The organism is Bradyrhizobium sp. CCGUVB14, from assembly GCF_024199935.1.
Classification (GTDB): domain Bacteria; phylum Pseudomonadota; class Alphaproteobacteria; order Rhizobiales; family Xanthobacteraceae; genus Bradyrhizobium.
This window is the reverse complement of the sequence record NZ_JANADS010000001.1, coordinates 5986479-6012155: the sequence shown is the minus strand read 5'-3', so window position 1 is coordinate 6012155 and position 25677 is coordinate 5986479. Positions and strand designations below refer to the sequence as shown.

25 protein-coding genes and 1 pseudogene are annotated in these 25677 nt (G+C 64.6%); 13 read left to right on the top strand and 13 right to left on the bottom strand.

Annotated features, from left to right (window positions below; all coding sequences use genetic code 11):
- Positions 1-72: 72 nt before the first annotated feature.
- Together NLM32_RS28160 and NLM32_RS28155 are read right to left on the bottom strand one after the other, a co-directional pair.
- On the bottom strand, positions 73-927 hold the full coding sequence (locus tag NLM32_RS28160; protein WP_254132059.1) for a S9 family peptidase: 855 nt from the start codon (positions 925-927) through the stop codon (positions 73-75).
- Positions 928-1038: 111 nt separating this feature from the next.
- The gene (locus NLM32_RS28155; RefSeq protein WP_254132058.1) at positions 1039-1755 is read right to left on the bottom strand and encodes a DUF599 domain-containing protein; all 717 of its coding nucleotides are present in this window, start codon (positions 1753-1755) and stop codon (positions 1039-1041) included.
- A gap of 123 nt (positions 1756-1878) precedes the next feature.
- Here NLM32_RS28155 and NLM32_RS28150 point away from each other — a divergent pair, with 123 nt between their 5' ends.
- The 5 genes and pseudogenes from NLM32_RS28150 to NLM32_RS28130 all read left to right on the top strand — a co-directional run bounded on the left by NLM32_RS28150 (position 1879) and on the right by NLM32_RS28130 (position 5070).
- A complete protein-coding gene (locus NLM32_RS28150) occupies positions 1879-2541 on the top strand; it encodes a glutathione S-transferase family protein (RefSeq protein ID WP_254132057.1) in 663 nt (220 codons plus the stop codon).
- A 119-nt stretch (positions 2542-2660) separates the two neighbouring features.
- A pseudogene (locus NLM32_RS28145) lies at positions 2661-3047 on the top strand (YidB family protein); the annotation flags it as partial.
- Between the two features lie 186 nt (positions 3048-3233).
- Complete coding sequence (locus NLM32_RS28140; RefSeq protein ID WP_148773938.1) at positions 3234-3437, top strand: hypothetical protein; 204 nt, start codon at positions 3234-3236, stop codon at positions 3435-3437.
- Positions 3438-3591: 154 nt separating this feature from the next.
- Positions 3592-4587: a hypothetical protein gene (locus tag NLM32_RS28135; protein WP_254132055.1), complete on the top strand. Its 996-nt coding sequence runs from the start codon at positions 3592-3594 to the stop codon at positions 4585-4587.
- A gap of 42 nt (positions 4588-4629) precedes the next feature.
- Positions 4630-5070, top strand: a complete 441-nt coding sequence (locus NLM32_RS28130) for a DUF1489 family protein (RefSeq protein WP_254132054.1) — start codon at positions 4630-4632, stop codon at positions 5068-5070.
- Positions 5071-5080: 10 nt separating this feature from the next.
- Here the strand turns inward: NLM32_RS28130 and NLM32_RS28125 are convergent, their stop codons facing one another.
- Both NLM32_RS28125 and panC read right to left on the bottom strand, forming a co-directional pair.
- A complete protein-coding gene (locus NLM32_RS28125; RefSeq protein WP_254132053.1) occupies positions 5081-5830 on the bottom strand; it encodes a hypothetical protein in 750 nt (249 codons plus the stop codon).
- A 73-nt stretch (positions 5831-5903) separates the two neighbouring features.
- Positions 5904-6758 carry a pantoate--beta-alanine ligase gene (gene panC / locus NLM32_RS28120; RefSeq protein WP_254132052.1) on the bottom strand — a complete coding sequence of 285 codons (855 nt, stop codon included), beginning with the start codon at positions 6756-6758 and terminating at the stop codon, positions 5904-5906.
- Positions 6759-7030: 272 nt separating this feature from the next.
- Between panC and NLM32_RS28115 the strand changes: the two genes are divergently transcribed.
- The 3 genes from NLM32_RS28115 (at position 7031) to NLM32_RS28105 (ending at position 10041) form a co-directional block, all read left to right on the top strand.
- Positions 7031-7954 (top strand): division plane positioning ATPase MipZ, encoded by a 924-nt coding sequence (locus NLM32_RS28115; RefSeq protein ID WP_148754852.1) that lies wholly within the window; start codon positions 7031-7033, stop codon positions 7952-7954.
- 344 nt (positions 7955-8298) lie between these two features.
- Positions 8299-9159 (top strand): alpha/beta fold hydrolase, encoded by an 861-nt coding sequence (locus NLM32_RS28110; protein ID WP_254132051.1) that lies wholly within the window; start codon positions 8299-8301, stop codon positions 9157-9159.
- 126 nt (positions 9160-9285) lie between these two features.
- The gene (locus NLM32_RS28105; protein WP_254132050.1) at positions 9286-10041 is read left to right on the top strand and encodes a VWA domain-containing protein; all 756 of its coding nucleotides are present in this window, start codon (positions 9286-9288) and stop codon (positions 10039-10041) included.
- A 4-nt stretch (positions 10042-10045) separates the two neighbouring features.
- Here the strand turns inward: NLM32_RS28105 and tehA are convergent, their stop codons facing one another.
- Positions 10046-11038, bottom strand: coding sequence for a dicarboxylate transporter/tellurite-resistance protein TehA (gene tehA / locus NLM32_RS28100; RefSeq protein ID WP_254132049.1), 993 nt, complete (start codon positions 11036-11038; stop codon positions 10046-10048).
- Between the two features lie 182 nt (positions 11039-11220).
- Between tehA and NLM32_RS28095 the strand changes: the two genes are divergently transcribed.
- Positions 11221-11946 (top strand): DnaJ domain-containing protein, encoded by a 726-nt coding sequence (locus NLM32_RS28095; RefSeq protein WP_254132048.1) that lies wholly within the window; start codon positions 11221-11223, stop codon positions 11944-11946.
- 222 nt (positions 11947-12168) lie between these two features.
- Here the strand turns inward: NLM32_RS28095 and NLM32_RS28090 are convergent, their stop codons facing one another.
- Entirely contained in the window at positions 12169-13989 is a 1821-nt protein-coding gene (locus NLM32_RS28090) for a serine hydrolase (RefSeq protein ID WP_254132047.1), read from the bottom strand.
- Between the two features lie 387 nt (positions 13990-14376).
- Here NLM32_RS28090 and NLM32_RS28085 point away from each other — a divergent pair, with 387 nt between their 5' ends.
- Positions 14377-14715, top strand: a complete 339-nt coding sequence (locus NLM32_RS28085) for a phasin family protein (protein ID WP_148754857.1) — start codon at positions 14377-14379, stop codon at positions 14713-14715.
- Positions 14716-14808: 93 nt separating this feature from the next.
- Here NLM32_RS28085 and NLM32_RS28080 read toward each other — a convergent pair whose 3' ends face one another.
- Entirely contained in the window at positions 14809-16464 is a 1656-nt protein-coding gene (locus NLM32_RS28080; protein ID WP_254132046.1) for a pilus assembly protein, read from the bottom strand.
- A 483-nt stretch (positions 16465-16947) separates the two neighbouring features.
- On the opposite strand from NLM32_RS28080, the gene clpS reads away from it, so the two are divergent.
- Both clpS and clpA read left to right on the top strand, forming a co-directional pair.
- Positions 16948-17280 carry an ATP-dependent Clp protease adapter ClpS gene (clpS, locus tag NLM32_RS28075; protein WP_015685564.1) on the top strand — a complete coding sequence of 111 codons (333 nt, stop codon included), beginning with the start codon at positions 16948-16950 and terminating at the stop codon, positions 17278-17280.
- A gap of 292 nt (positions 17281-17572) precedes the next feature.
- The gene (clpA, locus tag NLM32_RS28070; protein ID WP_254132045.1) at positions 17573-19981 is read left to right on the top strand and encodes an ATP-dependent Clp protease ATP-binding subunit ClpA; all 2409 of its coding nucleotides are present in this window, start codon (positions 17573-17575) and stop codon (positions 19979-19981) included.
- Between the two features lie 69 nt (positions 19982-20050).
- Here clpA and NLM32_RS28065 read toward each other — a convergent pair whose 3' ends face one another.
- The 5 genes from NLM32_RS28065 to NLM32_RS28045 form a co-directional block, all read right to left on the bottom strand.
- A complete protein-coding gene (locus NLM32_RS28065; protein ID WP_254132044.1) occupies positions 20051-20509 on the bottom strand; it encodes a PEGA domain-containing protein in 459 nt (152 codons plus the stop codon).
- Positions 20510-20636: 127 nt separating this feature from the next.
- The gene (locus tag NLM32_RS28060) at positions 20637-22058 is read right to left on the bottom strand and encodes an MFS transporter (protein WP_254132043.1); all 1422 of its coding nucleotides are present in this window, start codon (positions 22056-22058) and stop codon (positions 20637-20639) included.
- 148 nt (positions 22059-22206) lie between these two features.
- Entirely contained in the window at positions 22207-22368 is a 162-nt protein-coding gene (locus tag NLM32_RS28055) for a hypothetical protein (RefSeq protein ID WP_254132042.1), read from the bottom strand.
- Positions 22369-22435: 67 nt separating this feature from the next.
- On the bottom strand, positions 22436-22840 hold the full coding sequence (locus tag NLM32_RS28050; RefSeq protein ID WP_254132041.1) for a hypothetical protein: 405 nt from the start codon (positions 22838-22840) through the stop codon (positions 22436-22438).
- Between the two features lie 191 nt (positions 22841-23031).
- Complete coding sequence (locus tag NLM32_RS28045) at positions 23032-23325, bottom strand: hypothetical protein (protein WP_254132040.1); 294 nt, start codon at positions 23323-23325, stop codon at positions 23032-23034.
- Between the two features lie 272 nt (positions 23326-23597).
- Here NLM32_RS28045 and NLM32_RS28040 point away from each other — a divergent pair, with 272 nt between their 5' ends.
- A complete protein-coding gene (locus tag NLM32_RS28040; protein WP_254132039.1) occupies positions 23598-24551 on the top strand; it encodes a GlxA family transcriptional regulator in 954 nt (317 codons plus the stop codon).
- 11 nt (positions 24552-24562) lie between these two features.
- Here the strand turns inward: NLM32_RS28040 and NLM32_RS28035 are convergent, their stop codons facing one another.
- Positions 24563-25588: an aldo/keto reductase gene (locus NLM32_RS28035; RefSeq protein WP_254132038.1), complete on the bottom strand. Its 1026-nt coding sequence runs from the start codon at positions 25586-25588 to the stop codon at positions 24563-24565.
- Positions 25589-25677 lie beyond the last annotated feature (89 nt).

Below are 25677 nucleotides of genomic sequence, written 5' to 3'. Positions count from 1 at the left end.
CTGCCGCTGAATTCGCGACGGCAGGGATATGTGGGAAATTTTCCCGCGTCAATAGCGACCGGTATGTCCGGGCTAGGTGCTTTGGTTCGCGAGCCAGGTGAAGGCTGCCAAAATTCCCGGCAGTTGCAGATCGTGGCGAAGCTTGCCGGAGGCCGGCAGGAGGCGGTGGTCCACGGCGGCGCCGGCGCGGCGCAGTGCCTCGACATAGGCGGTCTGGACGGACGCCGACACGCGCCGGTCCTGTGGGTCCGTCAGCACGATGATCTTCTCCGGCGGATGGCGCGCGACCTCGGCGACATGGTCGATCGGGTCGAGGAAGTCGCTGTGTCCGGTGATGTCGGCGGCCCAGCCGTTCTCGCGATTGCGCTGGGCCACCGCCGTATTCCCCGAGGTGATCACCGCGCAACCGATATCGTCGCGGCGCGCGATCAGCGCAGCCACGAGATGGCCGCCGCCGGACTGGCCGACGAGATTGAGGCGGCGCCAGCCGAAATGCGCCTTGAGCCGGGTCAGCGCCGCATCGACCAGTGCAACTTCGCGCGGCCGGCGCCGGTCGAGATGGTGCCCCGTCGAACCGAGGATACCCGGGCGCGCCAGGTGGACATAGGGGCGATGGAAGCTGGCGCTGAACTGTTCAGCCAGCGCCTGCACGTCGTAAGCCGTCGCCGCGACGTACCACTCGTTGGCCACCACGACGTCGTCATCGCGTTTCTCGACGGCATCGCCACGCAGGAAGATGACGGGATCGGCCGGCGCGCCTTCCGGCGCCGCGCCATAGAACGCGATGACGTCGGGCTTGCCGTCGACCTCGACCAAAACGCGTCCCGCGCCGTCGCCATCGGACGCCGCGCATTCGACGCCCCGAACCACATCGACCCCGGAGAAGGGCGTGGTCGGCAGGTCGGCAATTCTTGGAAAACTGATCACGGCGTGAGTTGTCGAGGAAACGTGCACGCCATGTCAAGCGGCGCGTGCGCGTTGCGGCTTTGCCCAACCTACGGCACCGCGCCGCGTCGCTCGCACCTTCACATGAGGTCCTCAATGACCGCGCTTCGTCACCTTGTCGTCATCCACCACATCCGGCGCCATCGCCGCCCATGCGCTGGACGCAAATTGGCGTCGCCAGGTCACGATCACCACGGCGGCCGTGGTCACGAACAGCACCCAGGGGCTCACGAACCAGCCGAGATAGCCGAGCGCGAAGAAGAAGGCGCGCTGGCCGCGGTTGAAATGGCGGCCGGCGGACTCGAACACGCGCGTGGTGCGGATGACGTGGGCTTCGGCCTCCGGCGTGTCGCGCAGCGCAGCCGGCGGCATGCCGCCGTAGAGGATCGCGACATAGTTGAACAGGCGATAGGCCCAGGCGAATTTGAAAAACGCATAGACGCAGATCAACACCAGCCCGACGCATTTCAGCTCCCACATTGCGGGCGAGGTGCTGAGGTCGATCGGCAGCTTGCCCAGAATGGTGATGGCGTCGTTGGTGGCGTGCAGCAGCGCCAGCGCGCCGCCAAGCGCGAACAGGCTGGTGGAGGCGAAGAAGGCGGTGCCGTTCTGGAGCGAGGCCATGATCTGCATGTCGACCATGCGTGCCTCGCGATCGAGCAGCCGGCGGACCCAGACCTCGCGGTAGCGATTCATCCGCGCCGACAGGCTGTCGCGGCCATAGGCGGAGTGCTCGAGGGTTGCGGCATAGGCCAGCCATTCGATGATGAAGAAGCCGACGGCGGTGATGTCGACCCAATGCCTGCTCATGTCTCTCTCCTCGCGAGGTCGCAACGATTGCCATGCATGATGGGTCGCGGCAACGATTGATTGGCGGCAGGCGATGGCGTTAAAAGCAGCCGTATCCAGAGGACTTAACGAAGGACCCGTGACATGGCAGCGCTCAAGCTCGCGATCGGCAACAAGAACTACTCGTCATGGTCGATGCGGCCCTGGCTTGCGCTGCGCGCCAACGACATCCCGTTCGTGGAGACCGTGATCCCGCTCTACACCGACAATCCCGCGGACAAGGAGCAGATCCTGTCCTTCAGCCGCGCCGGCAAGGTGCCGGTGCTGGTCGACGGCGACATCACGGTGTGGGATTCGCTGAGCATCATCGAGTATGTCGCCGAGTGCTATCCGGAAGTGAAGCTGTGGCCCGATGACGTCGCGGCCCGCGCGTTTGCCCGTTCGGTGTGCGCCGAGATGCATTCCGGCTTCATGGCCCTGCGCAGCGAATGCGGCATGAACCTGCACCGTCCCGTGCGTCCCGTGACGCTGTCGGCGGATGCCAAGGCCAACGTCGCGCGCGTGCAGGAGATCTGGCGCACGTGCCGGACCCGCTACGGTGCCGGCGGCCCGTTCCTGTTCGGCCGCTTCGGCGCGGCCGATGCGATGTATGCGCCGGTCGTGCATCGCTTCCGGACCTACGCCATCGAGGTCACGCCGGAGACCAAGGCCTACATGGACACGATGCTCGCGATGCCGGCGTTCCAGGAGTGGACACGCGATGGCCTCGCCGAAACGCTTGTCATCGAAAAGTTCGAGACTGTGTAATTGCGGGCGTGATCCGGAGAAGCGGACACCGGTTCTCCGGCGAGATCGTGCTCACTTGAAAATGTGAATGGGCGCAGCTTGACGGCACGGCCGCTCGCGGCGCTCAATCACAGGGAACAACGAAAGAGGGGACGGCCATGGGAATTCTGGACTCGCTGGAGAACAATCCCGCGCTGCGCAGCGCGCTTGGCCAGCTCGGCGCCGCCGTCCTGCCGGCCGTGATGAACGAGGTGTTCGGCAGCAACAACCAGGGCGGCTTGGGCGCGATCGTCGCAAAGCTCCAGCAAGCGGGCTTCGGCGACCAGGTCAAATCCTGGCTCGGTAACGGCCAGAACCTGCCGATCTCCGCCGACCAGCTCCGTGCCGTGCTCGGCAACGACACCGTCCGCCAGCTTGCCGCGCGCTACAACATTCCGGTCGACCAGCTGGGCGAGATCCTGGCCCAGGAGCTGCCCAAGGCGGTGGATCAGGCAAGCCCGCAGGGCCATCTGCCTCATGGCGCCTGAGGCCTCGTTCCAGCGGTCGTCCAGGCCGGCTCTGTTCCCGTTATCGTCCTGAAAAGACTTCAAAATTGGCACATTTGCCATGCTCGCATGAGGCTGGTCAAAAACGCCGCATGCGTGCTATACAGCGGCTGGGTTTCCAGCCGGCCTTGCAGTGGGACCACGGGCGAGGCAGGCGTTGTTTGAGTGATGGAGAGGGTGTTGAAGCACAAATTCCCGATTGGAACGCGCGTACTGTTCACTGCCAGCAACGTCGCGCGCCCGGCTGCGAGTGGTTCGTACGAGGTCATTCGCCTGCTGCCGACGGAAGGTGACGACTGCCAGTACCGGATCAAGAGCTCGACCGAGGCCTTCGAACGAGTCGCGAAGGAAAGCCAGCTCGCACTCTCGTAATGCGCTGACGGCACCACGCATTGATATTGCGGGCGAATTCGCTCGCCCGCCGTTAAAAGGCCCGCTTCGCCTCGACAAGGTGGGCGGGGGCAGTTGCCGACTCGCGGTGCTCGCTTGACCATTCGCACTCGGCTCGCGTGAGGGGACATCGCGCATGGACTGGGCATCGGCCTCGTCGCTCGACCAAATCTGGCGCTCGCCGGCCTTTCCGATGTGGATGACGCTGGCGGCTGCCGGCTTCTTCGGATTGATCCTGCTGATCACGTTGCTGCGGGCCGAAAGATCGGTCGCCAACGGTGCGCTCACCGTAATCACGCTACTCTCGATCAGCATTGCGGTGGCCGCCACCATGCGCGTCTACGGACCCGCAGGGCAGGCCGCGCCGAGTGAAGCGCGTGCGCTGGCCGTGGCGAATACAAGCCTGCCGGCGCTGTCCTGCCTCGACGACCTCGCCGGCGATGCCGTCGCCGCTGGCTGCGAGAAGGCGCTGTTCGGTGCGCCTGACGCGGCGGCTGCCGCCGTCGCTTACACGGCAGCCCGGATCGATCGGCTGACTGCGCTCGGCGACGCCGCGACCGCCGACAAGAGCATGACGGTGGACACGAAGGTGCTGCGCAAGTCGCTGGAGCGCGATCGTTACGGCCTCGTTGCCCAGGTGCTGGTCGTGCGCGACGGCTGCACCCAGTTCGACTGTGCCACCTTCCGCTCGCTGACCGATCAGCAGCAGGTCGCCGCCAACATGGACTCCCATCTCTACGACATGCTGGTCGCGCGCTATGCGCCGACCTGGAACGCGCCCGCCGCGGCGCCGGCGGGGACTGCACCCCTGGGTGCGATCGCCGGGCTGCCGCCGTCGATGCCGACGGGCAAACCGACCAATGCGGAGTTCCCGAGCGCCTCTTCGACGCCGCCGGTGAGCATCATGAATCCTGAGCCGGCCGCGCGCCAGTCACCGGCCGCCAATGCGGCTGCGGCGCCGGCGCCACGTGCCCCGGCTGCGACCTCGGCACAGGCCGCAGCACCTGCGGCACCGGCTGCGAAGAAGCCGCCGGCGCCGAAGGCTGCGCGCGCACCCGCTGCCGCGCCGCCGGCGCCGGTTCCGCTCGCGCCGCCGCCGGGCTCGGCTCCCGCGGCTGCGGATAACGACTAGTTCGGCTTTGAAAACCTGCGGCCGGCCCGCTAATGCTGGGCCATGCCACTTCATCTGATCAAGCTTGCCGTCGGCTGCGACTCCGTCAAGGAATTGAAGGGGTGGATCGCCGAGCGGATGCAGACGGCCAAGAAAAAAGGCCTGCCGCAACACCACATCCACGTCACCCGCATGGTGCCCAAGCGCGACGCCGAGATTCTGTCGGGCGGATCGCTCTATTGGGTCATCAAGGGCGAGATCGCGGCGCGCGAAAAGATCATCGGCATCGAGCCGTTCCGCGACAAGGACGGTATCGGGCGTTGCCGGATCGTGATGCAGCCGAAAGTGATCTCGGTGTCGCCGCGGCCGATGCGCCCGTTCCAGGGCTGGCGTTATCTCACCGACGATTCCGTGCCGCCGGATCTCGGCAAGTCCGCCGCAGGCACCATCGCGGCGATGCCGGAGCCGATGCGGCGCGAGCTGCGCGATCTCGGATTGCTCTGAGGAATGCCGCTCAGGGCGGCGTGACGATGTGCAACCGCGCCACTTCGGCGGGCGGCACTATGAACGGGCGGCTGCCTTCGTCGAGACTGTCGACGATGTCGACCAGCCCGGGCTCGACGCCCATCTCGAGCAGGTATTTCCGGTAGCGCTCGCCAAAGATCACCGTCAGGCTCTCGCGCTGCTCGGCCGAGACGTTGGGCGCGCGGCGGTTGTGGATGGAGCGGCCGGTCAGCACCACCTTGGCGCCCTCGGGCAGGCTGCGATGCACGCCGCCGGCCAGCACCAGGACGCAGGCCAGATCGCAAGCCGGGTCCGGCACCGACACCGTGGCGTCGAGCGGGCCGCCCGGACGCTTCACGGCAAAACAATCCGCCTCCGACCGGCCGGCGCAGGCCTCGACCTCGGTCGCGCCCGCCGTCGCATCCAGGCCGTGCTCGCGCAGGATGCGGCCCATGCTGGTCGCGACGTTGAGGTTGGAAGGGCCCCAGCTATGGATGAGCAGCGGCAGCTTGCGTCCCTGCTGACGGTCGAGGATCGCAATCAACCGCTTCCAGCTGTCCCATTGCACGGTGCCTTCGGCTGCAATCCAGTCGGAGCAGCCCGGACCGCAGGCACCGGTGGGGCCGTGGGCGACATAGAAGATCATCGCGTCCTGCGGGGAGCCGTACACGCCGATCGGCGGCCGCTCCTGCGCCTGCGCAGCGGTGGCGGCAATCAGCGCCCATAGGCAGCCGACGATGATGGCGCGGATCGATGACATGGACCTGTCGCTTGGCTTGTTCCCTCGCCACGATCATCCATAGGGTTGAGACGAGGTTCAAGATCAACCTCGGCTATCGCACCGCGATATTGTCGATCAGCCGCGTCGTGCCGAGCTTGGCTGCCACCAGAATCCGCAACGGCCCGTCCTTGCGCGAGGTGACAGGCGCCAGCGTCTCGGCATGACGCGCTTCGAAATAGTCGAGCGCAAAGCCGGTCGCCTCGATCATCTCGGCGCCGCGCGCCATCGCGTTCGCGATCGTCTCGCCGGCCTGGATCCGGCGAGCGCTGTCCTTCATGGCGCGGTAGAGGGTGGTGGCGGTCTGCCGCTCCTCAGGTGAGAGGTACACATTGCGCGAGGACATCGCGAGCCCGTCGCGTTCGCGCACCGTGCGGGAGCCGATCACCTTCACGCCAAGGTCGAGATCGCGCGCCATCTGCGTCACCACGCGCAATTGCTGAAAGTCCTTCTCGCCGAAGATCGCGACATCCGGCCGACACTGCGTGAACAGCTTGCCGACGACCGTGGCGACGCCGCCGAAGAAGTGCGGGCGGAAGCGGTCCTCGAGGCCGGCCAGTGCCGGTCCCTCCGGAACGACGCGCGTCGCAAAGCCCTCCGGATACATCGCCTCGACGCCGGGGTGCCAGACGATGTCGACATCCTCGGCCGCGAGCTTGGCGATGTCGGCCTTCCAGGTTCGCGGATAAGCGCCGAAATCCTCGGTCGGGGCGAACTGGGTTGGATTGACGAAGATCGACACAATGACGCGGCTCGCGCGTCGCTTGGCCAGGCGCACCAGCGACACATGCCCGTCATGGAGGGCGCCCATGGTCGGAACCAGCGCGACCGTGGCCTTTCGCTTGCGGAGATTGTCGACGGCGCGTCGCAGGGTGGGCACCGTGCGGGTGATCAAGGGGCTTCGTGACATCAAGACTCGGGAATCGTTGGGGGTGGGCGCGGTCTGCCGCGCTTGCGGCTAACCTTAACAAGCGGCGGTCGTGGACGCCATGCATCGACATGCGGCACAGCACCCTCCGCAGCGAGGATGTCGCGCCATTGCGGTCGGATTACAGAGGCGACACCGCGATGCGATTCATGATGACGACCAGTGCACATTGATTTCGTCATCCTGTCACGCATTTCACTTGACCGCAGACGCGGCCAACTCGAAGATATTGTTCAGGGGTGTTGAGGATCGCTATGCTTGTGCAGGCTAGCCAAAGCCAATCCGGCTCGGCGCATGTCGTCGTGCTCGGCAATGAAAAGGGCGGCTCCGGCAAATCGACCACCGCCCTGCACATCGCAGTTGCGCTCCTGAAGGCCGGCCAGCGCGTCGCCACCATCGATCTCGACTGCCGCCAGCAAAGCTTCACCCGCTACATCAACAACCGCTCCGCCTGGGCGCGCCGTACCAAGCTCGACCTCGAGTTGCCGATGCATCGCTGCATCAAGCTCGGCGAGACGATGCAGGTCGCCGAGAACGAGAACTCCGAGTTCCTTCAATTCATGGAGGCAGTCTCGGCGGTCGAGAGCAGCTTCGACTTCATCGTCATCGATACGCCCGGCACCGACAGCTACCTGATGCGGCTCGCCCATTCGATGGCCGACACGTTGGTCACGCCGATCAACGACAGCTTCCTCGATTTCGACGTGCTCGGCACCGTCGACCCCGCCAATTACGCGGTCACGGGGGAAAGCCATTACGCCGAGATGGTGCGCGACGTCAGGCGCAAGCGCCGCCAGCTCGACGGTTCGACCACCGACTGGATCGTGGTGCGCAACCGCCTGTCGATGCTCGGCTCCCGCAACAAGCAGCTCGTCGCCGAGGGGCTGAAGGATCTGTCACTGCGGCTCGGCTTCCGCTACGTCGACGGCTTCGCCGAGCGCGTCGTCTATCGCGAGTTTTTCCCGCGCGGCCTGACGGCGCTCGACGAGATCGACGAGGCCACGCTCGGGATGCGGCCCAATCTCGGACATCTCACCGCGCGGGAAGAGGTGACGAGCCTGCTCCGCCAGCTCAAGCTGCCGCTCGACGAGCGCGGCCGTCGCCGTGCGGCAAATCGCGCCGAGTGGTTCAGCCAGGTCGACAAGCCGCTCGAGGTCCACGACATCCTCGGCGCCTGACCCAAGCGGTATAGCGCTACTTCCAGTCGATCAAAGTCGCCGGTTCCCGCGGGAACTGCGGCCGTGTTCGGCCGTTTTCATCCCACGTTTACCGCGAAATTGAACCCAATCTAGACCGGTTGCGTCGGATGGTGACCTGCACCCTGACGTAGCCTTGTGAGAACGGGATGCCCAAGAAACGTGTGCGCCGCACAATGAAAGGGCTGCCAGTTCACAATATTTGGCCTTCCTGTCACGCGGCTGTGACATATATTAGGGAATAGGCGCGAAGGGGCCGAAGAGCTCCTCGAACAACACGATTTTCAACAGGGATCAGGTCGCAAGACCTGAGGCTGAGGACGAAAATGAAGCGTGGAATTGCCGTTCTGGTTTCTGTCGGAGCCCTCTGCGGCATCGCCTATTTCACGGCGAGCAAGTGGGCCATCAAGCACGAGACCATCACCTTCTACGACGCGTCCCGCGACAACCGTCCCGTGCCTGTCGACATCGCAATTCGCCGCGACAAGGAAATGCAGGCCGATGCCGGCTTGATCACCATGCCGGTCGCAGTGATCAATCACGGCAACACCGTCAAGAACACCGAGTACGGCTTCCTCGCCAACATCTTCGCCGCGCGCGGCTATCTCGTCGTCAGCCCGCAGCATGATTTGCCGACTGATCCGCCGATGGTGACCAAGCCCGGCGAAATCTATGTCGGCCGCCTGCCGCAGATCTTGCGCGGTGTCGCCAATATCCATCTGGCGATGCAGGAGATGAAGAAGGTCCAGCCCAACGCCGACTATTCGCGGGTGACGATGGTCGGCCATTCGATGGGCGGCGACATCACGATGTACTTCGCCAAGCAGTATCCGGACGAGGTCAAGAAGGTCGTGACGCTGGACAATCTCCGCGTGCCCTTCGTCACCGCCGGCAAGTTCAAGATCCTGTCGTTCCGTTCGCAGGATCCGCAGTTCAAGACTGACGCGGGCGTGATCCCGACCGATGAGGAGTGCGAGAAGGCAGGCATTCAGGTCGTGAAGACCGAATTCCAGCACAACGACATGCGCGACACCGGTCCGGATGCGGCCAAGAACTCGATCCAGGGCATGCTCGATAAATTCCTGAGCGACACCGACAGCGCCATCGCGCCGGTCGATACCTCGACGTCGCCGCCGAAGGTGCTCGAGCCGGGTCCCGTGGCCCTGATGTCGCCGGCCAAGAGCTGATCAGCCAGACGATCGCTGGAACTACTTTCAAAGCCTCCGTTGGCCTTCGGCCTGCGGAGGCTTTGTGCATTGACCGGGCAGGGCACGCTATCCACATTGGTGGTGTGAGACCGAGTGCGACCCCAGATGTCCGGCGACCCCATTAAACCGCGTGGTAGCGATGCCGTCTCGGCGCGAGCCGAAGGCGACGGCGCGTTGCCGCAGGCGAAGACCTCGACCGCGGACGACGTCGCCGCCTTCGTCGCCAAGGCGCGTGCGCTGTCGCCGCATGCACCCGGCGCAAAGGGCCGCCTGATCTTCGCGCTGGATGCGACAATGAGCCGGCAGCCGACCTGGGACATGGCCTGTGCGCTTCAGGCGGATATGTTTCGCGAGGCCGCATCGCTCGGCAGCCTCGACATCAGGCTCGTCTACTATCGCGGCTTCAACGAATGCCGTGCCAGCGGGTGGATTTCGGACAGCAGCAAGCTTGCGACGCTGATGAGCAAGATCGATTGCCGTGGCGGCGACACCCAGATCGGCAGGGTGCTGACCGACGCCCGGCGCGAGGCGGTTGCATCGGGTGTGCGGGCCGTGGTCTTCGTCGGCGACGCCATGGAGGAGAAGGTCGACGCACTTTGCGCCAAGGCCGGCGAGCTCGGCATGCTGAAGGTGCCGGTGTTCCTGTTTCAGGAAGGCCATGATGCGATCGCCGAACAGGCGTTTCGCGAGATCGCGCGCCTGACCGGCGGCGCCTGGTGCCGGTTCGATCCGGGCGCGGCGGCGCAGCTGCGCGAGCTGTTGCGGGCCGCTGCGGCCTATGCCGCCGGCGGTCGCGACGCATTGTTGAAGCTGGCGAAGACGGCGAGCGGCGCGGCGCAGCTGATCGGACAGATGAAGTAGCAGGTCAGCCCCGTGCGGCCTGCGCCGCGGGCGGTGCGGCGACAGGCGGCAGCAATCGACCCTGCACGATCAGGCGCAGCGTGCCAAGCGCGATCAGTCCAACCACGATATTGGCGGCCGCGAACAGATAGGGCGCGAGCATTGCGATCGCGCCGGTATCACCGTGCCCGACCATGCGGATCGGCGCGATCGCAAGTGCGGTCGCACCGAAGGTGAAGCCCCAATAGGACACCGAGAATGGCTGCTCCATGATCCAGGGCAGCAGCCGAAGCAGCAGCAGCGCCATCATCAGCCCGTAACCGACCATGATATGCGCGAACATGTCGGGGACACCGCCATTGATCGCGAGATAGGCGACCGCACCGACCACGGGCGGTGCGAGTTGAATGCCGAGCGTCGGACGCAGCGCGGTGGGAAGGGTCTCGACGGTATAGAGCCGGTGCAACAGCACGGATTCGATCGCGAACCAGGAGAACAGCGCCACGCCGAACGCGAGCTGTCCCCAATCGGGGTAGCCGAGCGCCGCCGAAACGCCAGCCGTGACGAAGCCGCCCGCAACGGTCGGCAAATAAAGGACCGGCGTCGTCGCCGTGTGGTCGCGATTGCCGCGCCACAACAGTCCCGTCCGCCACAGTGCGAAACCGAGCGTGAATGCGGCGCCGAGGCCGAACAGGACGATGGCGGCGAGGTGCGAATAGGGCTCTGCGGCAATCGCGATCAGCATGGTGGAGACGCCGGCGAGGCCGATGAAGCAGCACTGGACCGGGTGATGGGCTTCGCTGAGCGACTCCGCGCGCGCGAAAATCCAGCGCAGCGCGAACAGCGCGATCAGCACCGCCCAGACGATCGAGGTGAAGGCGAAGATGATCTCGCCGACGATCGCCGGCAAGTGCCAGACCTGGTGTGCGGCGCGCCAGGCATTGCCGAGACCCGCAAGGCCAAGGACGATGCCGAAGAAACCGGCCGGCACGATCGGTGGCTTGAATCCGCTGCTCATCGTCTCTCCCCAACCCTTGCCATCGCTCCTACGATGATGGCGCGATCGTCGTTACGGCTGCGCGTGCCGGAGAGATGGCGGCAGATTGCTTATCGGCAAAACGGCCCGGCGTGTCATCTTCCGATCGTGGCGGGAAGGAAGGACACCATGCTTTTTGACAAGAGGGCGACTATATTCCCGCCATGACCCTGATTGCCGGCCTTGTCGCTATCATCACGCTTTATCTGTTGCTCCAGATGTTCCGCGCCGCCAATCCAGCCGTGCTGGCGCGCGCCATCAAGGTCGGGGGCGGCGTGGTCGCGCTCGCGGTGGCGGCCTTCACGGGCTTGAAGGGCGAACTGGCGGTTGCGATCCCGCTCGGGATATTTGGCGCCGGACTGCTCGGCTGGACGCCGTTGGCAAACGCCGGCTTCGGCAATATCGGGGGCATGTTTGGCGGCGGCGCTGCGCGCTCGCCCAACCAGAGCTCGCGCGTACGCTCGCAATTCCTGGACATGCGGCTCGATCACGAGTCCGGCCAGCTCTCAGGCCAGATCGTCGCCGGGCCTCACGCCGGGCGCGGCCTCGACGAGTTCGATCTTGCAAGCCTGCTGGCGATGGTCCCGGCGTTCGACGCCGAGAGCGTGGCCTTACTTGAAAGCTATCTGGACCGCCGGTTTCCCGCTTGGCGTCAGAACGCGCAGGGCAACGCGGCAGGGGGGCAGCGCCGCACGGCGTCGAGCGGCAAAATGACGGCGGAGGAAGCCTATCAGATCCTTGGCTTGCAGCCGGGAGCGGGGCGCGACGACATCAGCCGGGCGCACAAATCCCTCATGAAGAAACTGCATCCCGACCAGGGGGGCTCGACGTACCTCGCTGCCCGTGTAAACGAGGCCAAGGATACTCTGCTTCGTACGCATAACGGCTAACTCCGGCACCACGCCACAAACGCCCGTACCGCGTAAGCTCCGCTTGCTCTGTCTGCCGTCGCCCGATGCCCGCCATTGTCGGCGTGGTCGATCCCTTGAGTAAAGTTTTAACCGTAAATCCTTGACGAGAGGTTGTCGCGGAACAGCCTCGAGCGCCACCGTATCCCAAAAACAAAAATGCCCGCGCAGGGCGCGGGCATTTTGCTTGGAGCGGCAGGAAGATCAGTTGCGGACGGTCATGCAGGAGATGTCGGCGCGCTTGAGCGCCTTGCACACCGCTTCGGCCTGGTCGCGCTCGAGCCCGGCGAAGCGGGCGCGGTAGAGCTTGCGATTGTCCCTGGCGACAACAGGCTCGGTGAACGGATCGGCTTTGCTGAGCAGGCCGCGGGCCGAGCTGCGCGCGGCTTCAATGCGCTGCTGGGCCTCGCTCTCGCTCTCGAGCGCGCCGACCTGGACGATCCAGCCGCTATGGGTAGCGACCGGTTTGGTGGCGGCGCTCATCTGGATCGGCTGCGGTGACGGATCGGCGGAGGCGAGCTTGGCGACCGGGGCGGGCGCCGGGGCAGCGGCACTGGTCGCCGGCAGCACGCCGAGGATGCCGTTGCCGGTGCCGAAGCCCGCCGGCTGCTGCGGCATCTCGGTCCGGGCGACCTCGGCCCGGGCGGGCTCCGGCTTGTTGATGATGTCGGCCCTGGCGACGACGGCGCCGGAGGTCTCGGCGACGTCGGAGCGGGACGAAATCGTGTTGGTGACCTGGGGCGCTACCTGGGCGGGGGCGGCGGAGGCGACCTTGACCGCGCCGGCCTTGACCTGAACCGTCTTGACCCGGACCGGCTTCATCGGCTCGGACGAGCCTGGAATGAGGGCGAGCGGCTGGCTCGAGATCACGCCATTGGTGAGCGGCGCGGGCTCGATCTTGGACTCGATGGGCCTGGCTTCGGGCTTGGGCTGGACCGGCGGCATTGCGGCGGTCGCAGCTGCCAGGGCCGACAGGCGCGAGGCGGGACGCGGTGCGGGTGCCTCGGGAGCAGGGGCCGCCGCGACCTGAACCGGCGCAGCCGGACGGGCCGGGGTATCCGAAGCGTCGGCAACGTCGGTGCTGGTGTCGGCGCTATTGCGCTCGGTCACCGCCACGACCGTGTGGGTGGTCGCGCCTTTCTCGAGGTTCTCCGCCAGCAGATTGCGCATGATGGCGTCGCGCGAGCCGCCGCTGCGGCCGCCGAGCACCACGCCGATCAGGTGGCGGTTGCCGCGGCGCATCGAGGTCACGAGGTTGAAGCCGGAGGCGCGGGTGTAGCCGGTCTTGATGCCGTCGACGCCCTCGACGCTGCCGAGCAAATGATTGTGGTTGCGGATCTGTTCGCCGCGCCAGGTGAACGAGGTGGTCGAGAAAAAGCGATAGTAGCGCGGGAAGCGCTCCTGGATGGCACGGCCGAGCGTGGCCTGGTCGCGCGCAGTGGTCACCTGCTCGTCGTTGGGAAGGCCGTTGGCATTGCGGTAGACTGTCTTGGACATGCCGAGCGCGCGCGCCTTGCGCGTCATCATCGCGGCGAAATCGTCCTCGTCGCCGCCGATCGCTTCGGCGATCACAACGGCAGCATCATTGGCGGAGCGGGTGACGAGACCCTTGATCGCGTCCTCGACGCGGATGGTCTGGCCGGCACGCAGGTTGAGTTTGGTCGGATCCTGGTCGGCGGCGTGCTGCGATACCGGCATCTCGGTATCGAGCTTCATCTTGCCGGACTCGAGACGTTCGAACAGCAGATAAAGCGTCATGATCTTGGTGAGCGAGGCGGGATGGCGCAGTCCGTCGGGGCTGTTCGACTGAAGCACCGTGCCTGAATTGCCGTCGACGATGATCGACGCGAATTTCGGGCTGGAGCTCTCGGACGCTTCACGCTGCACCCGGTGGTGCGCATAGTGGCGCCGATGGCGCCGCGCATCGGCAGCGTCGGTCGTGAAGATGACGGCTGTGGTGACCGTAAGAAGCCCGAAAACGCCAACCCGCGCCAAGCGCGAGGAAGACCAGTTGTTACGAAGCATGGAACCCCGTCCCCGTTTGTGACTTGATCACCGGCTCGTGAGGCGAAATTGTGCCCTGCGGACCCGGGATCATTACCTGCTCAGGCTGTCTCTCCGCTGGTGATCGCCGCCGGAGACGTTGGGCCTGAGCCGCTGTTCTGGCTAAGGTGATGTTCTCAAACGGCTTTTGACCGTCTGCGGAAGTGAACACGTCCAGGGAATCAAGGTAGGGCGCCGCGGTTTCCAAAAGCTTAAGAAACCCTTGCGGGAAAGCCCGGGAATTTCCGTAACTTGCACCGACTTTTGTGCGTCGCACAAGATTCTTGACTTTTTTGTGCGTTGCACTAATTGTGGGCAGAGTCAGGGAGCCGGGGCTTCCGGACGCGAGCCAGGGAAAAGGATTCCAAGATGTTCAAGGTTGAAGACTTTCAGAACTACGGGAAAGAGCATTTCGAGACGTGCGTTGCTTCCGCGACCTCGGTGCAGCACGGCCTCCAGGCGATCGCCAGCGCTTATGGCGACTACACCAAGAAGTCTTTTGAAGACACCAAGTCCTTCGTCGAGAAGCTTTCCGGCGTGAAGTCGCTGGACAAGGCGATGGAAGCCCAGACCGATTTCGCCCGTTCCGCCTACGAGACCTTCGTCGCGGAATCGCAGAAGATCGCCGGCCTCTACAGCGACCTCGCCAAGCAGGCGTTCAAGCCGGTCGAAACGGTCGTGTCGAAGTTCACCCCGGCCGCCCAGTAATTCGCGCGACAGGTTTTGGAATCAAGAAAGCCGGGCTGTTTCAGCCCGGCTTTCTCTTTGCAAACCGGATTTCTCTTTGCAAATTGTGCAGGACTATCTCGCCAGCCGCAGCTTGCTGAGAGCAGTCCCGATCGTGTTGAACGTGGTCACGATCTGGCTCGAGCTGGTGAGCATGTAGAACTTGTCCGGACTGCTCGCGCAGTATTTCAGGATCGCCGACGTGGGATCGGCGGGCGAGCTCGTGTTCACCTGGATCGTGTAGATCGTGTACATCGGTGCGCCGCCGGAGTCCCTGGCGTTGTGCAGGTTGTCGCACAGAACTTGCTGCCTGGCGTCGATCGAACCGGGGAAGGTGCTGTTGCCGTAGGTGGTGGTCTGGCTGCTGCCGTCGCCGTAGGCCGGCCAGCGGTTCTCGGTGTTCAGGCCGTCGGATAGCAGGATGATGACCCTGTTGTAGGTGGTGCCGTTGGTGCCGCTTTCCGCCGGCGCGTTCAACGGAGCGCTCTGCAAGAGCGACAGCCATCCCCAGGCCAGACCCACCACCTGGTTGGTGCCGCCGGTTGGCTGCATTGCGTTGACCGCGGTCTTGAGTGTGCTCCAATTATAGCTCAGCGGGATGATCGGCTCGAGCTGGGTCGAAGCGCTGCTGCTGCAAAAGGAAGTGCTGTTCTCGTAGTATTGCTCTGCCGGGAACAAGGTGGCGACAGTGCTTGAGTTCGGCGCCGTGGACTGCGCGTCGTACGGCTGGGTCCGATCCGTAATGCATCCGCTCCACGTCGAGTGGGAATTCGGCTGCCACGTGTGCGTATACGTCGAGCCCGATGCCACGCTGTTATAGCAGCCATTGATCAAATAGTGGTACTTGTACGAGCCACTGCCATTGGTCCCGGGGCAGATCAGCCCTTTGTTCGAGCCCGAATTCGGGATGGTACTGACCGCCGATGTGCTGCCCGGACCATTCACGCAAGTGAAGCCGTTATTTGACATCGACCACGGGCAGTTGGAGCCCGGTCCGATGTTCGCCCAATTCGAGGGCTTAGACGACACGAGGTCCGGTGCCTCCGCTTCCCAGCTCGTCCAATCGATCCAGCTCTGCGTGTAATTGCTGGATCCAACATTCACGTCCTTGGCAAACGGGATAACCGAAATATAGACGTCGCCGCTGTTCTTGCTGAGGGCGCTGAGCTGGTCGATGAGGCCGCCGGATCCGGCCACGGCGTTTCTCAGTGCCGTGATCTTGCCGTCCTGTGCCATCGATCCCGTGTTGTCGAGCACAAGCGCAACGCGCATTTTCGCGTTGCCCCAGGTGGAGGTCGAGGTGGTATTGAAGCCGAGCGTCGGAAAGCCGGCAATCTGCATGAAATCGGAGGTGATATAGCCGGTGCCAGTCAGCAGCAGGGTGGCTGCCGCACTCGTGGTCGCGGCCGTGTAGGTGGGGGTGATGTTGACGCCTTTGGCCTCGGTATCGGTATAGAGACCCGAGAAGTAGCTCAGCGCCTTCGTGCTAATGTCGGAAGTCGTGATCGTTCCCGCCGTCAAATCCTTCGACAGCATCAGCGCGGTGGAGTCGAGGGCGGCCTGCATCGACGAGCGTGCGCGCGATGCGCGAGAGTAGTCGACGGCGGCGCCGACCATGCAGAGGATCGGGAGCAGGGTGATGGCGAAAATGACGGCGATGTTGCCTTGCTCGGCGGACACAAAGCCGGCAAGCAATCGGCGGAAGCGGGAGTCGGCGGGTAGGCGAAACATGACGAGCCCCGAGATCTGTGGTTTTGCCCGATTTCACGCCACAGCTTTGAATGTCGGGTAAATTAGGCCGTAGAAAAACGGGGAAATCCCGCGCCAAACCGCCGCGGTCACGCCCGCGTCAGGTTCCTGGTCAACACCTTCTGAACGGGCGAGCGGGAAATTTTTGGCAAATCAGTCTGGATTGGTTAACCTTGGCCCGGATCGTCCGGGCGGGAATCGGGACCGTCGCGGCCGCATCGGCTGAGCCCCTGCATGCTTGCGGCGGGCCGGGGGCGGGCCCATATTCCCTGAAATCGATCCGGCTTCGACCGGGCCGGTTGGAAGCGGCGATCCAACAAGGCGGCGCGTCCGTGCGAGGCTCCCGGTGCGGGACCGCGCGGTAAACCGTCATACGCTTCCGTGGGGAATTTGAACGCCTGAGCCATGCCGCAACTGACTTCCAGACTCGACCTGTCCGCGGCTGCCGCCGCCCACGCTCCCCGGATGAGCAATGATGAGAACCGTTCCGGTGGCCCGACGGGTCCGAACACGTCCGTCATCACCAAGGTCAAGCCAAAGACCAAGCGGCCCAACCTCTATCGCGTGCTGATCCTCAACGACGACTACACTCCGATGGAATTCGTCGTCCACGTCCTGGAAAAGTTCTTCCAGAAGGATGTCGAGGCCGCGACCAAGATCATGCTGCACGTCCATCATCACGGGATCGGCGAGTGCGGCGTGTTCACCTACGAGATTGCCGAGACCAAGGTGACGCAGGTGATGGATTTCGCCCGCAAGCACCAGCACCCGCTGCAATGCGTGATGGAAAAGAAGTAACTGCGCATTCGAGTCCCGCGTTCTTTAGATCGGTTCTGATCGTGCGTGTGTGATGCCGGCGGATACCGCTGCGCGATCCGGCGAAAATCAGCGCCGACGCCGATCCTGCTCAAATGGGTAGTTTTGCCCAAATCGGAACGGGTTTTGCATCGAGAATGCGGTGGGCGCGTAATGCCTATCGAGTCGCGGAACCGGTCTTTTGCCGCGGTCTTGTATAACTATATGTGACAAAGGTTGTTGTTGCCTGACCGGGCGATGGCGATCATGATGGTGGGGGCCATAGAGGACGCGAATGCCGACTTTTTCCCAAAGCCTTGAACAATCCCTGCATCGTGCACTGGCGATCGCCAACGAGCGTCATCACCAGTATGCGACGCTCGAGCATCTCCTGCTCTCCTTGATCGATGACTCCGATGCAGCCGCCGTCATGCGTGCCTGTAGCGTCGATCTCGACAAGCTCCGCACGAGCCTCGTCAATTATCTTGAGACCGAATTCGAAAATCTGGTGACGGACGGCGCCGACGACGCCAAGCCGACTGCCGGTTTCCAGCGCGTGATCCAGCGCGCGGTGATCCACGTGCAATCTTCCGGTCGCGAAGAGGTGACCGGTGCGAACGTGTTGATCGCAATCTTCGCCGAGCGCGAGAGTCATGCCGCGTACTTCCTGCAGGAGCAGGACATGACGCGCTACGACGCCGTCAACTATATCAGCCACGGCATTGCCAAGCGGCCGGGCGTCTCCGAGGCGCGGCCGGTGCGCGGCGTCGACGAGGAGACTGAGACCAAGGGTGCCGAGGACGCCAAGAAGAAGGGCGAGGCGCTCGAGACCTATTGCGTCAACCTCAACAAGAAGGCGCGTGACGGCAAGATCGATCCGGTGATCGGACGCAATTCCGAGATCAACCGCGCGATCCAGGTGCTGTGCCGCAGGCAGAAGAACAATCCGCTGTTCGTGGGCGAGGCCGGTGTCGGCAAGACCGCGATCGCGGAGGGCCTGGCCAAGCGCATCGTCGACAGCGAGGTGCCGGAGGTCCTGGCGGCTGCGACCGTGTTCTCGCTCGACATGGGCACGCTGCTCGCCGGCACGCGCTATCGCGGCGACTTCGAGGAGCGCCTGAAGCAGGTGCTCAAGGAGCTCGAAGCCCATCCCAACGCCATCCTGTTCATCGACGAGATCCACACCGTGATCGGTGCGGGTGCGACGTCGGGCGGGGCGATGGATGCCTCGAACCTGCTCAAGCCGGCGCTTGCCTCTGGCACGATCCGCTGCATGGGCTCGACCACCTACAAGGAATACCGCCAGCACTTCGAGAAGGACCGCGCGCTGGTGCGGCGCTTCCAGAAGATCGACATCAACGAGCCAACCGTCGAGGACGCGATCGCGATCCTCAAGGGCCTCAAACCGTACTTCGAGGACTACCACCGGCTGAAGTACACAAATGAGGCGATCGAGGCCGCGGTGCAGCTCTCCTCGCGCTACATCCACGACCGCAAGCTGCCCGACAAGGCGATCGACGTGATCGACGAGTCCGGCGCGGCGCAGATGCTGGTCGCCGAGAACAAGCGCAAGAAGACCATCGGCATCAAGGAGATCGAGACCACGATCGCCTCGATGGCGCGGATTCCGCCGAAGAGCGTGTCGAAGGACGACGCCGAGGTGCTCAAGCATCTCGAGCAGACCCTGAAGCGCACCGTGTTCGGCCAGGACAAGGCGATCGAGTCGCTTGCCGCTTCGATCAAGCTCGCACGCGCGGGCCTGCGCGAGCCGGAGAAGCCGATCGGTTGCTACCTGTTCTCGGGCCCGACCGGCGTCGGCAAGACCGAGGTTGCCAAGCAACTCGCGGCGACACTCGGCGTCGAGCTGCTGCGCTTCGACATGTCGGAGTACATGGAGCGTCACACCGTGTCGCGCCTGATCGGTGCGCCTCCCGGTTATGTCGGCTTCGACCAGGGCGGTCTCCTGACCGACGGCGTCGACCAGCATCCGCACTGCGTGGTGCTGCTCGACGAAATCGAGAAGGCGCATCCCGACCTCTACAACGTGCTGCTCCAGATCATGGATCATGGCCGGCTCACCGACCACAACGGCAAGCAGGTCAACTTCCGCAACGTGATCCTGATCATGACCACGAATGCGGGTGCTTCGGATCTCGCCAAGCAGGCGTTCGGCTTCACGCGCTCGAAGCGGGAAGGCGACGACCACGAGGCGATCAACCGGCAGTTCGCGCCGGAATTCCGCAACCGTCTCGATGCCATCGTCTCGTTCGGCCATCTCAGCGTCGAGGTCATCGGCACCGTGGTCGAGAAGTTCGTGCTTCAGCTCGAAGCGCAGCTTGGCGACCGCGACGTCACCATCGAGCTGTCGGAGCCCGCCAAGACCTGGCTGGTCCAGCACGGCTATGACGAGCAGATGGGTGCGCGGCCGATGGCCCGCGTTATCCAGGAGCACATCAAGAAGCCGCTGGCTGACGAGGTGCTGTTCGGCAAGCTCAAGGGCGGCGGTCATGTCCGCGTCGTCCTGGTCAAGGACGAGGCTGACGAGACCAAGGAGAAGATCGGTTTCGAGTTCGTCGAGGGCCCGGTCACGCCGAAGCAGGAAAAGCTGCCAGCGCGCAAGCGCCCGCCGGGCAAGCCCAACAAGCCGGGCGGCCCCGGCGGCTCCAAGGGGCCGACCTCGAAGGGCCCGCTGGTCAAGGCTTGATCGGCGCATCATGAATCGAAAAGGCCGGCTGAAAAGCCGGCCTTTTTGTTTGCGTCGCGGTGCCGACTTCTAGGTGCCGGCTTCGGGAGCCGCCGCAGCCGGCGGTCGCGGCTTCCTTGGGGCGGGCGGTCGCGCGCGGGGAGGGGCCGACGGCTGCATCGTGACGATGACCGGATTTGGTTTGTGGTCGGTTGCCGCGCCCGTCGCGGCATCGACGCCCATGCCGACGACACCGCCAAGCAGAAGATTGCCGGCGAAGCCCGCGGCCCCTCCGGTCTGGATGTCCCGGCTGAGCGGCACGATCTGTGGTTCATAGCCTTCCTTCTGGAAGGTGATGGAGAGGTCGGCGTTGCGCTTGACGACCACCGAGCAAGGCGTCGTGCAGGTGGTTGGCACCTCCATCCCGCTGACGACAGCCTCAACGCCTGAAGGTGTCGACGAGATGCTGATATTCTCGGTTGTCCCGCGCGTGACAGACGCGCAGCCGCCCAGCATGACGCTGAGCGCCGCTATTCCAAATAAACGCATGAAATGCCCCTGGTTCCCCGCCGCCAATCAAGCGCAACCGGAGCGGGAGGGCAATACGTCATTCGTACAGATAGTTAAGCCACGCACAGGTTGCGCGTTGGGGGCGTGGTAACCAGGGTCGGTGCCGCTATTCGCCCCGCAGGCGCTGGTCGTCCTGCACGCGGACGTGCTCTGCACCGCGTGCACCCGCAGGCGACAGCCGCAGCATGCTCAGCATGGCGCCGCAGAGCGCAAATCCAACGCCGGTGAGGAGCGCGATCCGGGTTCCCTCGACCGGATAGCGGCCGAGGAACAGCGCCACCAGCGCAGCACCGGTGGTCTGGCCCAGCAGGCGCGCGGTGCCCAGCATGCCGCTGGCGCCGCCGGAGCGCTCTCGCGGGGCGGCTGCGATCATGGTTCGGTTGTTGGGCGTCTGGAACAGGCCGAAGCCAAAGCCCGCGAGCGCCATCCGCCAGACCACGTCGAGCGGTGTCGGGCTTGCGGGCAGGAAGGCGAGACCGGCGAGGCCACCGGCAAACAGCGTCAGCCCGATGCCCCCGAGCAGGCCGGCGGGATAGTGCTCGACCAGGCGGCCGGCGAGGGGCGCCGCGAACGCCACCGCGATCGGCCACGGTGTGATCAAGAGGCCCATATGCACGGCCGAATAGCCGAAGCGGCTCTGGAGATAGAAGGGGATCGCGACGAACGCCAGCATCTGCCCGCAGAACGAGGCGATCGAGGTCGCAATCGAGAGCCCGAACACCGGGATGCGCAACAGGTCGACCGGCAGCAGCGGCGACTTCATGTGCGTCTCGCGATAAATGAGCAGCGCGCCGGCGGCGATCGCGATCGCGAACTGCACGAGGCAGGTGATCGGCGCCTCGCCGTGGCCGACGCTGTCGATCGCGGCAATGCCGACGCCGAAGGTGATCGCCGACAGCCCCGCGCTCTGCCAGTCGAAGGAATGGCTCGCGGGCGTCGTGTGCGGCAGGCTGCGCAGGCCGAGGACGAGCGTGACCACGCCGAGCGGAACGTTGATGGCAAACAGCCAGGGCCAGCTGCCGACTGCGAGGATGCCGGCGGCGAGCGTCGGCCCGACCGCGGCGGAGAAGGCGACGACGAGCGCATTGAGCCCGATGCCGCGGCCGAGCAGGTTGCGCGGATAGGTGAAGCGCACCAGGGCCGAGTTGACGCTCATGATGCCGGCCGCGCCGAACCCCTGGATGATGCGCGCGATCGTCAGCAACGGCAGCGTATGCGCCAGCGCGCAGAAGGCGGATGCGAGCGTGAACAGTGCCAGCCCGACCAGGTAGACGCGGCGATAGCCGACGATCTCGCCGAGCGACGCCAGCGGCAGCAGCGAGATCGTGATCGCGAGCTGATAGCCGTTGACGATCCAGATCGAGAAGGCCGGGCTCGCGTTCAGGTCGGTTGCGATCGTCGGCAGCGCGACATTGGCGATGGCGCTGTCGACGACGGCCATGAGGATGCCGAGCGCAATGGTGAGGATCGCCTGATTGCGCTGGGGCTGTGGCAAGCCGTCGGCATGCTCGATCGGGACAGACGACATAATGAAAGCGTGCTTGATTCGAGCCGTGAATGCTCTCCGGATTAGGAAATTGCGCTAGCCACCGCAACCCGGCAGGACACGGGCGGTTCCTGTGCCGGAAGCAGGCCTCCCGGCGCCACAGGCATGGATCGGCGGGCCGTTCGCACGCTCACCAGCGTGAGGTCGCCTTGCCGACGACGTAGAGCGCGACAAGCCCGAGCGTCACCGCTGTGGAGACGACGATGGCGGTGCGATCCCAATCGATCCGCGTCCGCTCGGCGCGATCGAGATTGAGAACGGCGAACAGGGCCTTCATGGCAAATCGGCGCATCGGGCGGCCTCGCAAGGCCGCACGATGCCACGATCCATCGAGGCCGGCTTGATGCAGCTCAAGCTGCCTACGGCGAGCCCGGCGCCATGCCCTGCAACTGCCGCAGCGGATTGAGCGGGCCGAGCGGGATAAGCTCGAAGCTCATGAGATGGGCCTGACCCAGCGGTAGCTTCTCCAACATCTCGTGTGCCGCCACGGGGTCCGTGACGTTCAGGATGAAGGCGACGCCGGGACGTCCCTGCAGCGAATACCACTGCTCGATCTTGCCATCGAGATAGAGCTTCACCGTTTCCTTGACTTCCGTCGGCAGGATCGCGCGCGCAGCCGTGGGATCGACGCCGGGGTTCAGCGTTCCGATCGCGAGGATATGCGTTGTCGGTGTCGGTGGATTGGCGGATTGGGCATGTCCGGCAGCCGGACTTGCCAAGCCGAGAACCAAGCCGATGAAGGCGAAAGTGATAGACTTTTGCATGTGTCCTCCCGATGGGACGCGCATTCAGAGTCATTGATGTGCTTTTCAAGAGACGTCTGGACTAGGGCCGTGCCACGCTCGAACCTGTCACGTGTGCGTGTCCGTCCTGTCCTCGGACCGTCGTCATCGCGTCGCCGCCGAACAAGAGCGGCGACGCGTGTTGTCCTTGAGACGTGACGCCGAGGCGCCGGTCACTTGGCCTGAATGAGCAGACCGAGCGGGGCGAGGGGGCCGACCTGCATGAATTCATATTTCGCGAATCCGTTGGTCACCAGCGGGAGCGCTTCGATCGTCGCTTTGGCTTGCTCGACCGTGTCGACGTTCATGAGGAAGATCACGCCAGGCGCGTCCTGGCGATACCAGAATTGTTCGATCTTGCCGTCGAGATAGAGCTTGAGGGTCGCGGGGACTTCGCTCGGCATGATCTGCTGCCGCTGCTCCGGCGAGAGCGGCTTGGTGATCGATGCGACAGCCATGACTTTCATGAGTGATCTCCTTCTGTGACCAGGTGCGGGTGAGGATCGGGTGGGCCGATCCATCGACTCGTTGATGGAGGCGGAAACGACAATTTTGGTGTCATTCACGCCGCGAGAGGTTGGACGGCTGGACGGGCGGAAAAGCAGGCATTATCCACGCGATCGTGCCGCGGTTTCGGCCATGTCGAGCTGCGCCGTTTCAACCTTGCGCAGGATTGGTGTAGGCGCGATGCGCTGATTTCGGTATCGTCGTAATTGCCAACTTTAAGGTCATTCACGCCATGCGTCTTGCGATCCTCGCGCTTGATGATCTGTTCGACACCGGGCTCACCGTGTTGCTCGATGCGTTCACGCTCGCCAACAATTTCTCGAACGGCACACCGCGTTTCGACGTGTCGATCGTGGGGATGCGGCGGCGGGTTCGGTCCGGCCAGGGTCTCTCGATCCCCACACTGCCAGTATCGCCGGACCTGAAGCCGGACTGGGTTGTCGTGCCGGCGTTGAACACGGGCAGGCCCGAGCCGCTGATTGCGGCGCTCCAGCGCCGAGACGTCGTTCGGGCGCAGGCGCAATTGCGCAAATGGCACGCCGAAGGTGCGCAGATCGCGGCATCCTGCATCGGCACGTTTCTTCTGGCCGAGGCCGGACTGCTCGATCATCGCGAGGCAACGACGACATGGTGGCTCGCGCCACTGTTTCGGCAGCGTTATCCGAACGTCAGGCTCGATGAATCCCGAATGCTGGTGCCGACGGACGTGGGCGTCACGGCAGGCGCAGCGCTGGGGCATCTCGATCTGGCGCTTTGGCTGATCCGCAAGGCGAGCCCGGAACTGTCGACGCTGGTCTCGCGCTATCTGCTTGCCGACATCCGCTCTTCGCAGGCGCCCTACATCATCCCCAATCATCTGGCGCAGGCCGATCCGCTCATCCTTCGCTTCGAGCGATGGGCGCGCGATCACCTCAAGGAGGGGTTTTCGCTGCAAAAGGCCGCGAACGCATTGGCGACGAGCGCACGCACCTTGCAGCGGCGCTGCGAGGCCGTACTCGGCAAATCACCGCTATCCTATTTCCAGGATCTCCGGGTCGAGCGCGCCCAGTCCCTGCTTCACGGCAGCGGGCTCGACCTCGACGCCATCGCCGCCGAGGTCGGTTACGTCGACGGCGCGACGTTACGCACGCTGCTGCGCGAGCGGCTCGGGCGAGGCGTGCGCGAGCTTCGTGCCAATCTGCGCTAGGCGCGGCGCACTTACACCGGCGGTGGATTGCGGTCGGAGAAGGTTCCCCGCTGGTGCCAGTACGGATAGGGCAACGTCACCTTGCTCGCGGCATCGAGCTTCGCGATCTGGTCCTTGGTCAAGGACCATCCGACCGCGCCGAGGTTTTCGCGCAACTGTGTCTCGTTCCGGGCGCCGATGATCAGCGTCGAAACGGTCGGACGTTGCAGCAGCCAGTTCAGCGCAATCTGGGAGACGCTCTTGCCGGTCTCCTTGGCGACCTCGTCGATGGCGTCGACGACGCGGTAAACGTGTTCGTCCGGCACGGGCGGCCCGAAATCGGCGGTCTGGGGCAGGCGGCTGACTTCGGGCTTCGGCTGGCCGCGGCGGATCTTTCCGGTGAGACGGCCCCATCCGAGCGGCGACCAGACGACGGCGCCGAGCCCCTGGTCGAGACCGAGCGGCATCAGCTCCCACTCATAGTCGCGTCCGACCAGCGAATAGTAGGTCTGGTTGGCGACGTAGCGCGGAAAACCGTGCTTGTCGGCGACGCCGAGCGACTTCATCAGGTGCCAGCCCGAGAAATTCGAGACGCCGACATAGCGGATCTTGCCGGCGCGCACGAGCACATCGAGGGTGCTGAGCACCTCTTCAGGCGGGGTCATGGCATCGAAGCCATGGAGCTGGAACAGGTCGATATAGTCGGTGCCGAGCCGGCTCAGCGAAGCGTCGATGGCGGCGAGCAGATGCTGCCGTGACGAGCCGACGTCGTTGGGGCCGTCGCCGAAGCGGAAGGTGGCTTTGGTCGAGACCAGCACCTTGTCGCGGCGGCCCTTGATGGCTTCGCCGAGAACCCGTTCGGATTCACCGAGCGAATAGACGTCGGCGGTGTCGAACATCGACACGCCGGCCTCGAGACAAATGTCCAGCAGGCGCCGCGCTTCGGTGGCGTCGGTCGTTCCCCAGGCCGCGAGACGGCCGACGCCGCCGAACGTGCCTGTGCCAAGGCTCAACGCGGGCACCATGAGGCCGGACCGGCCCAAGCGTCGGTATTCCATCGAACTGCTCCTCACGGCCGCTGATTGATTGGCGCGGCCTTGGAGGCAGATCGTAATGCAAGCAGCCGCGTTGTCCTATCGCGCGCTGA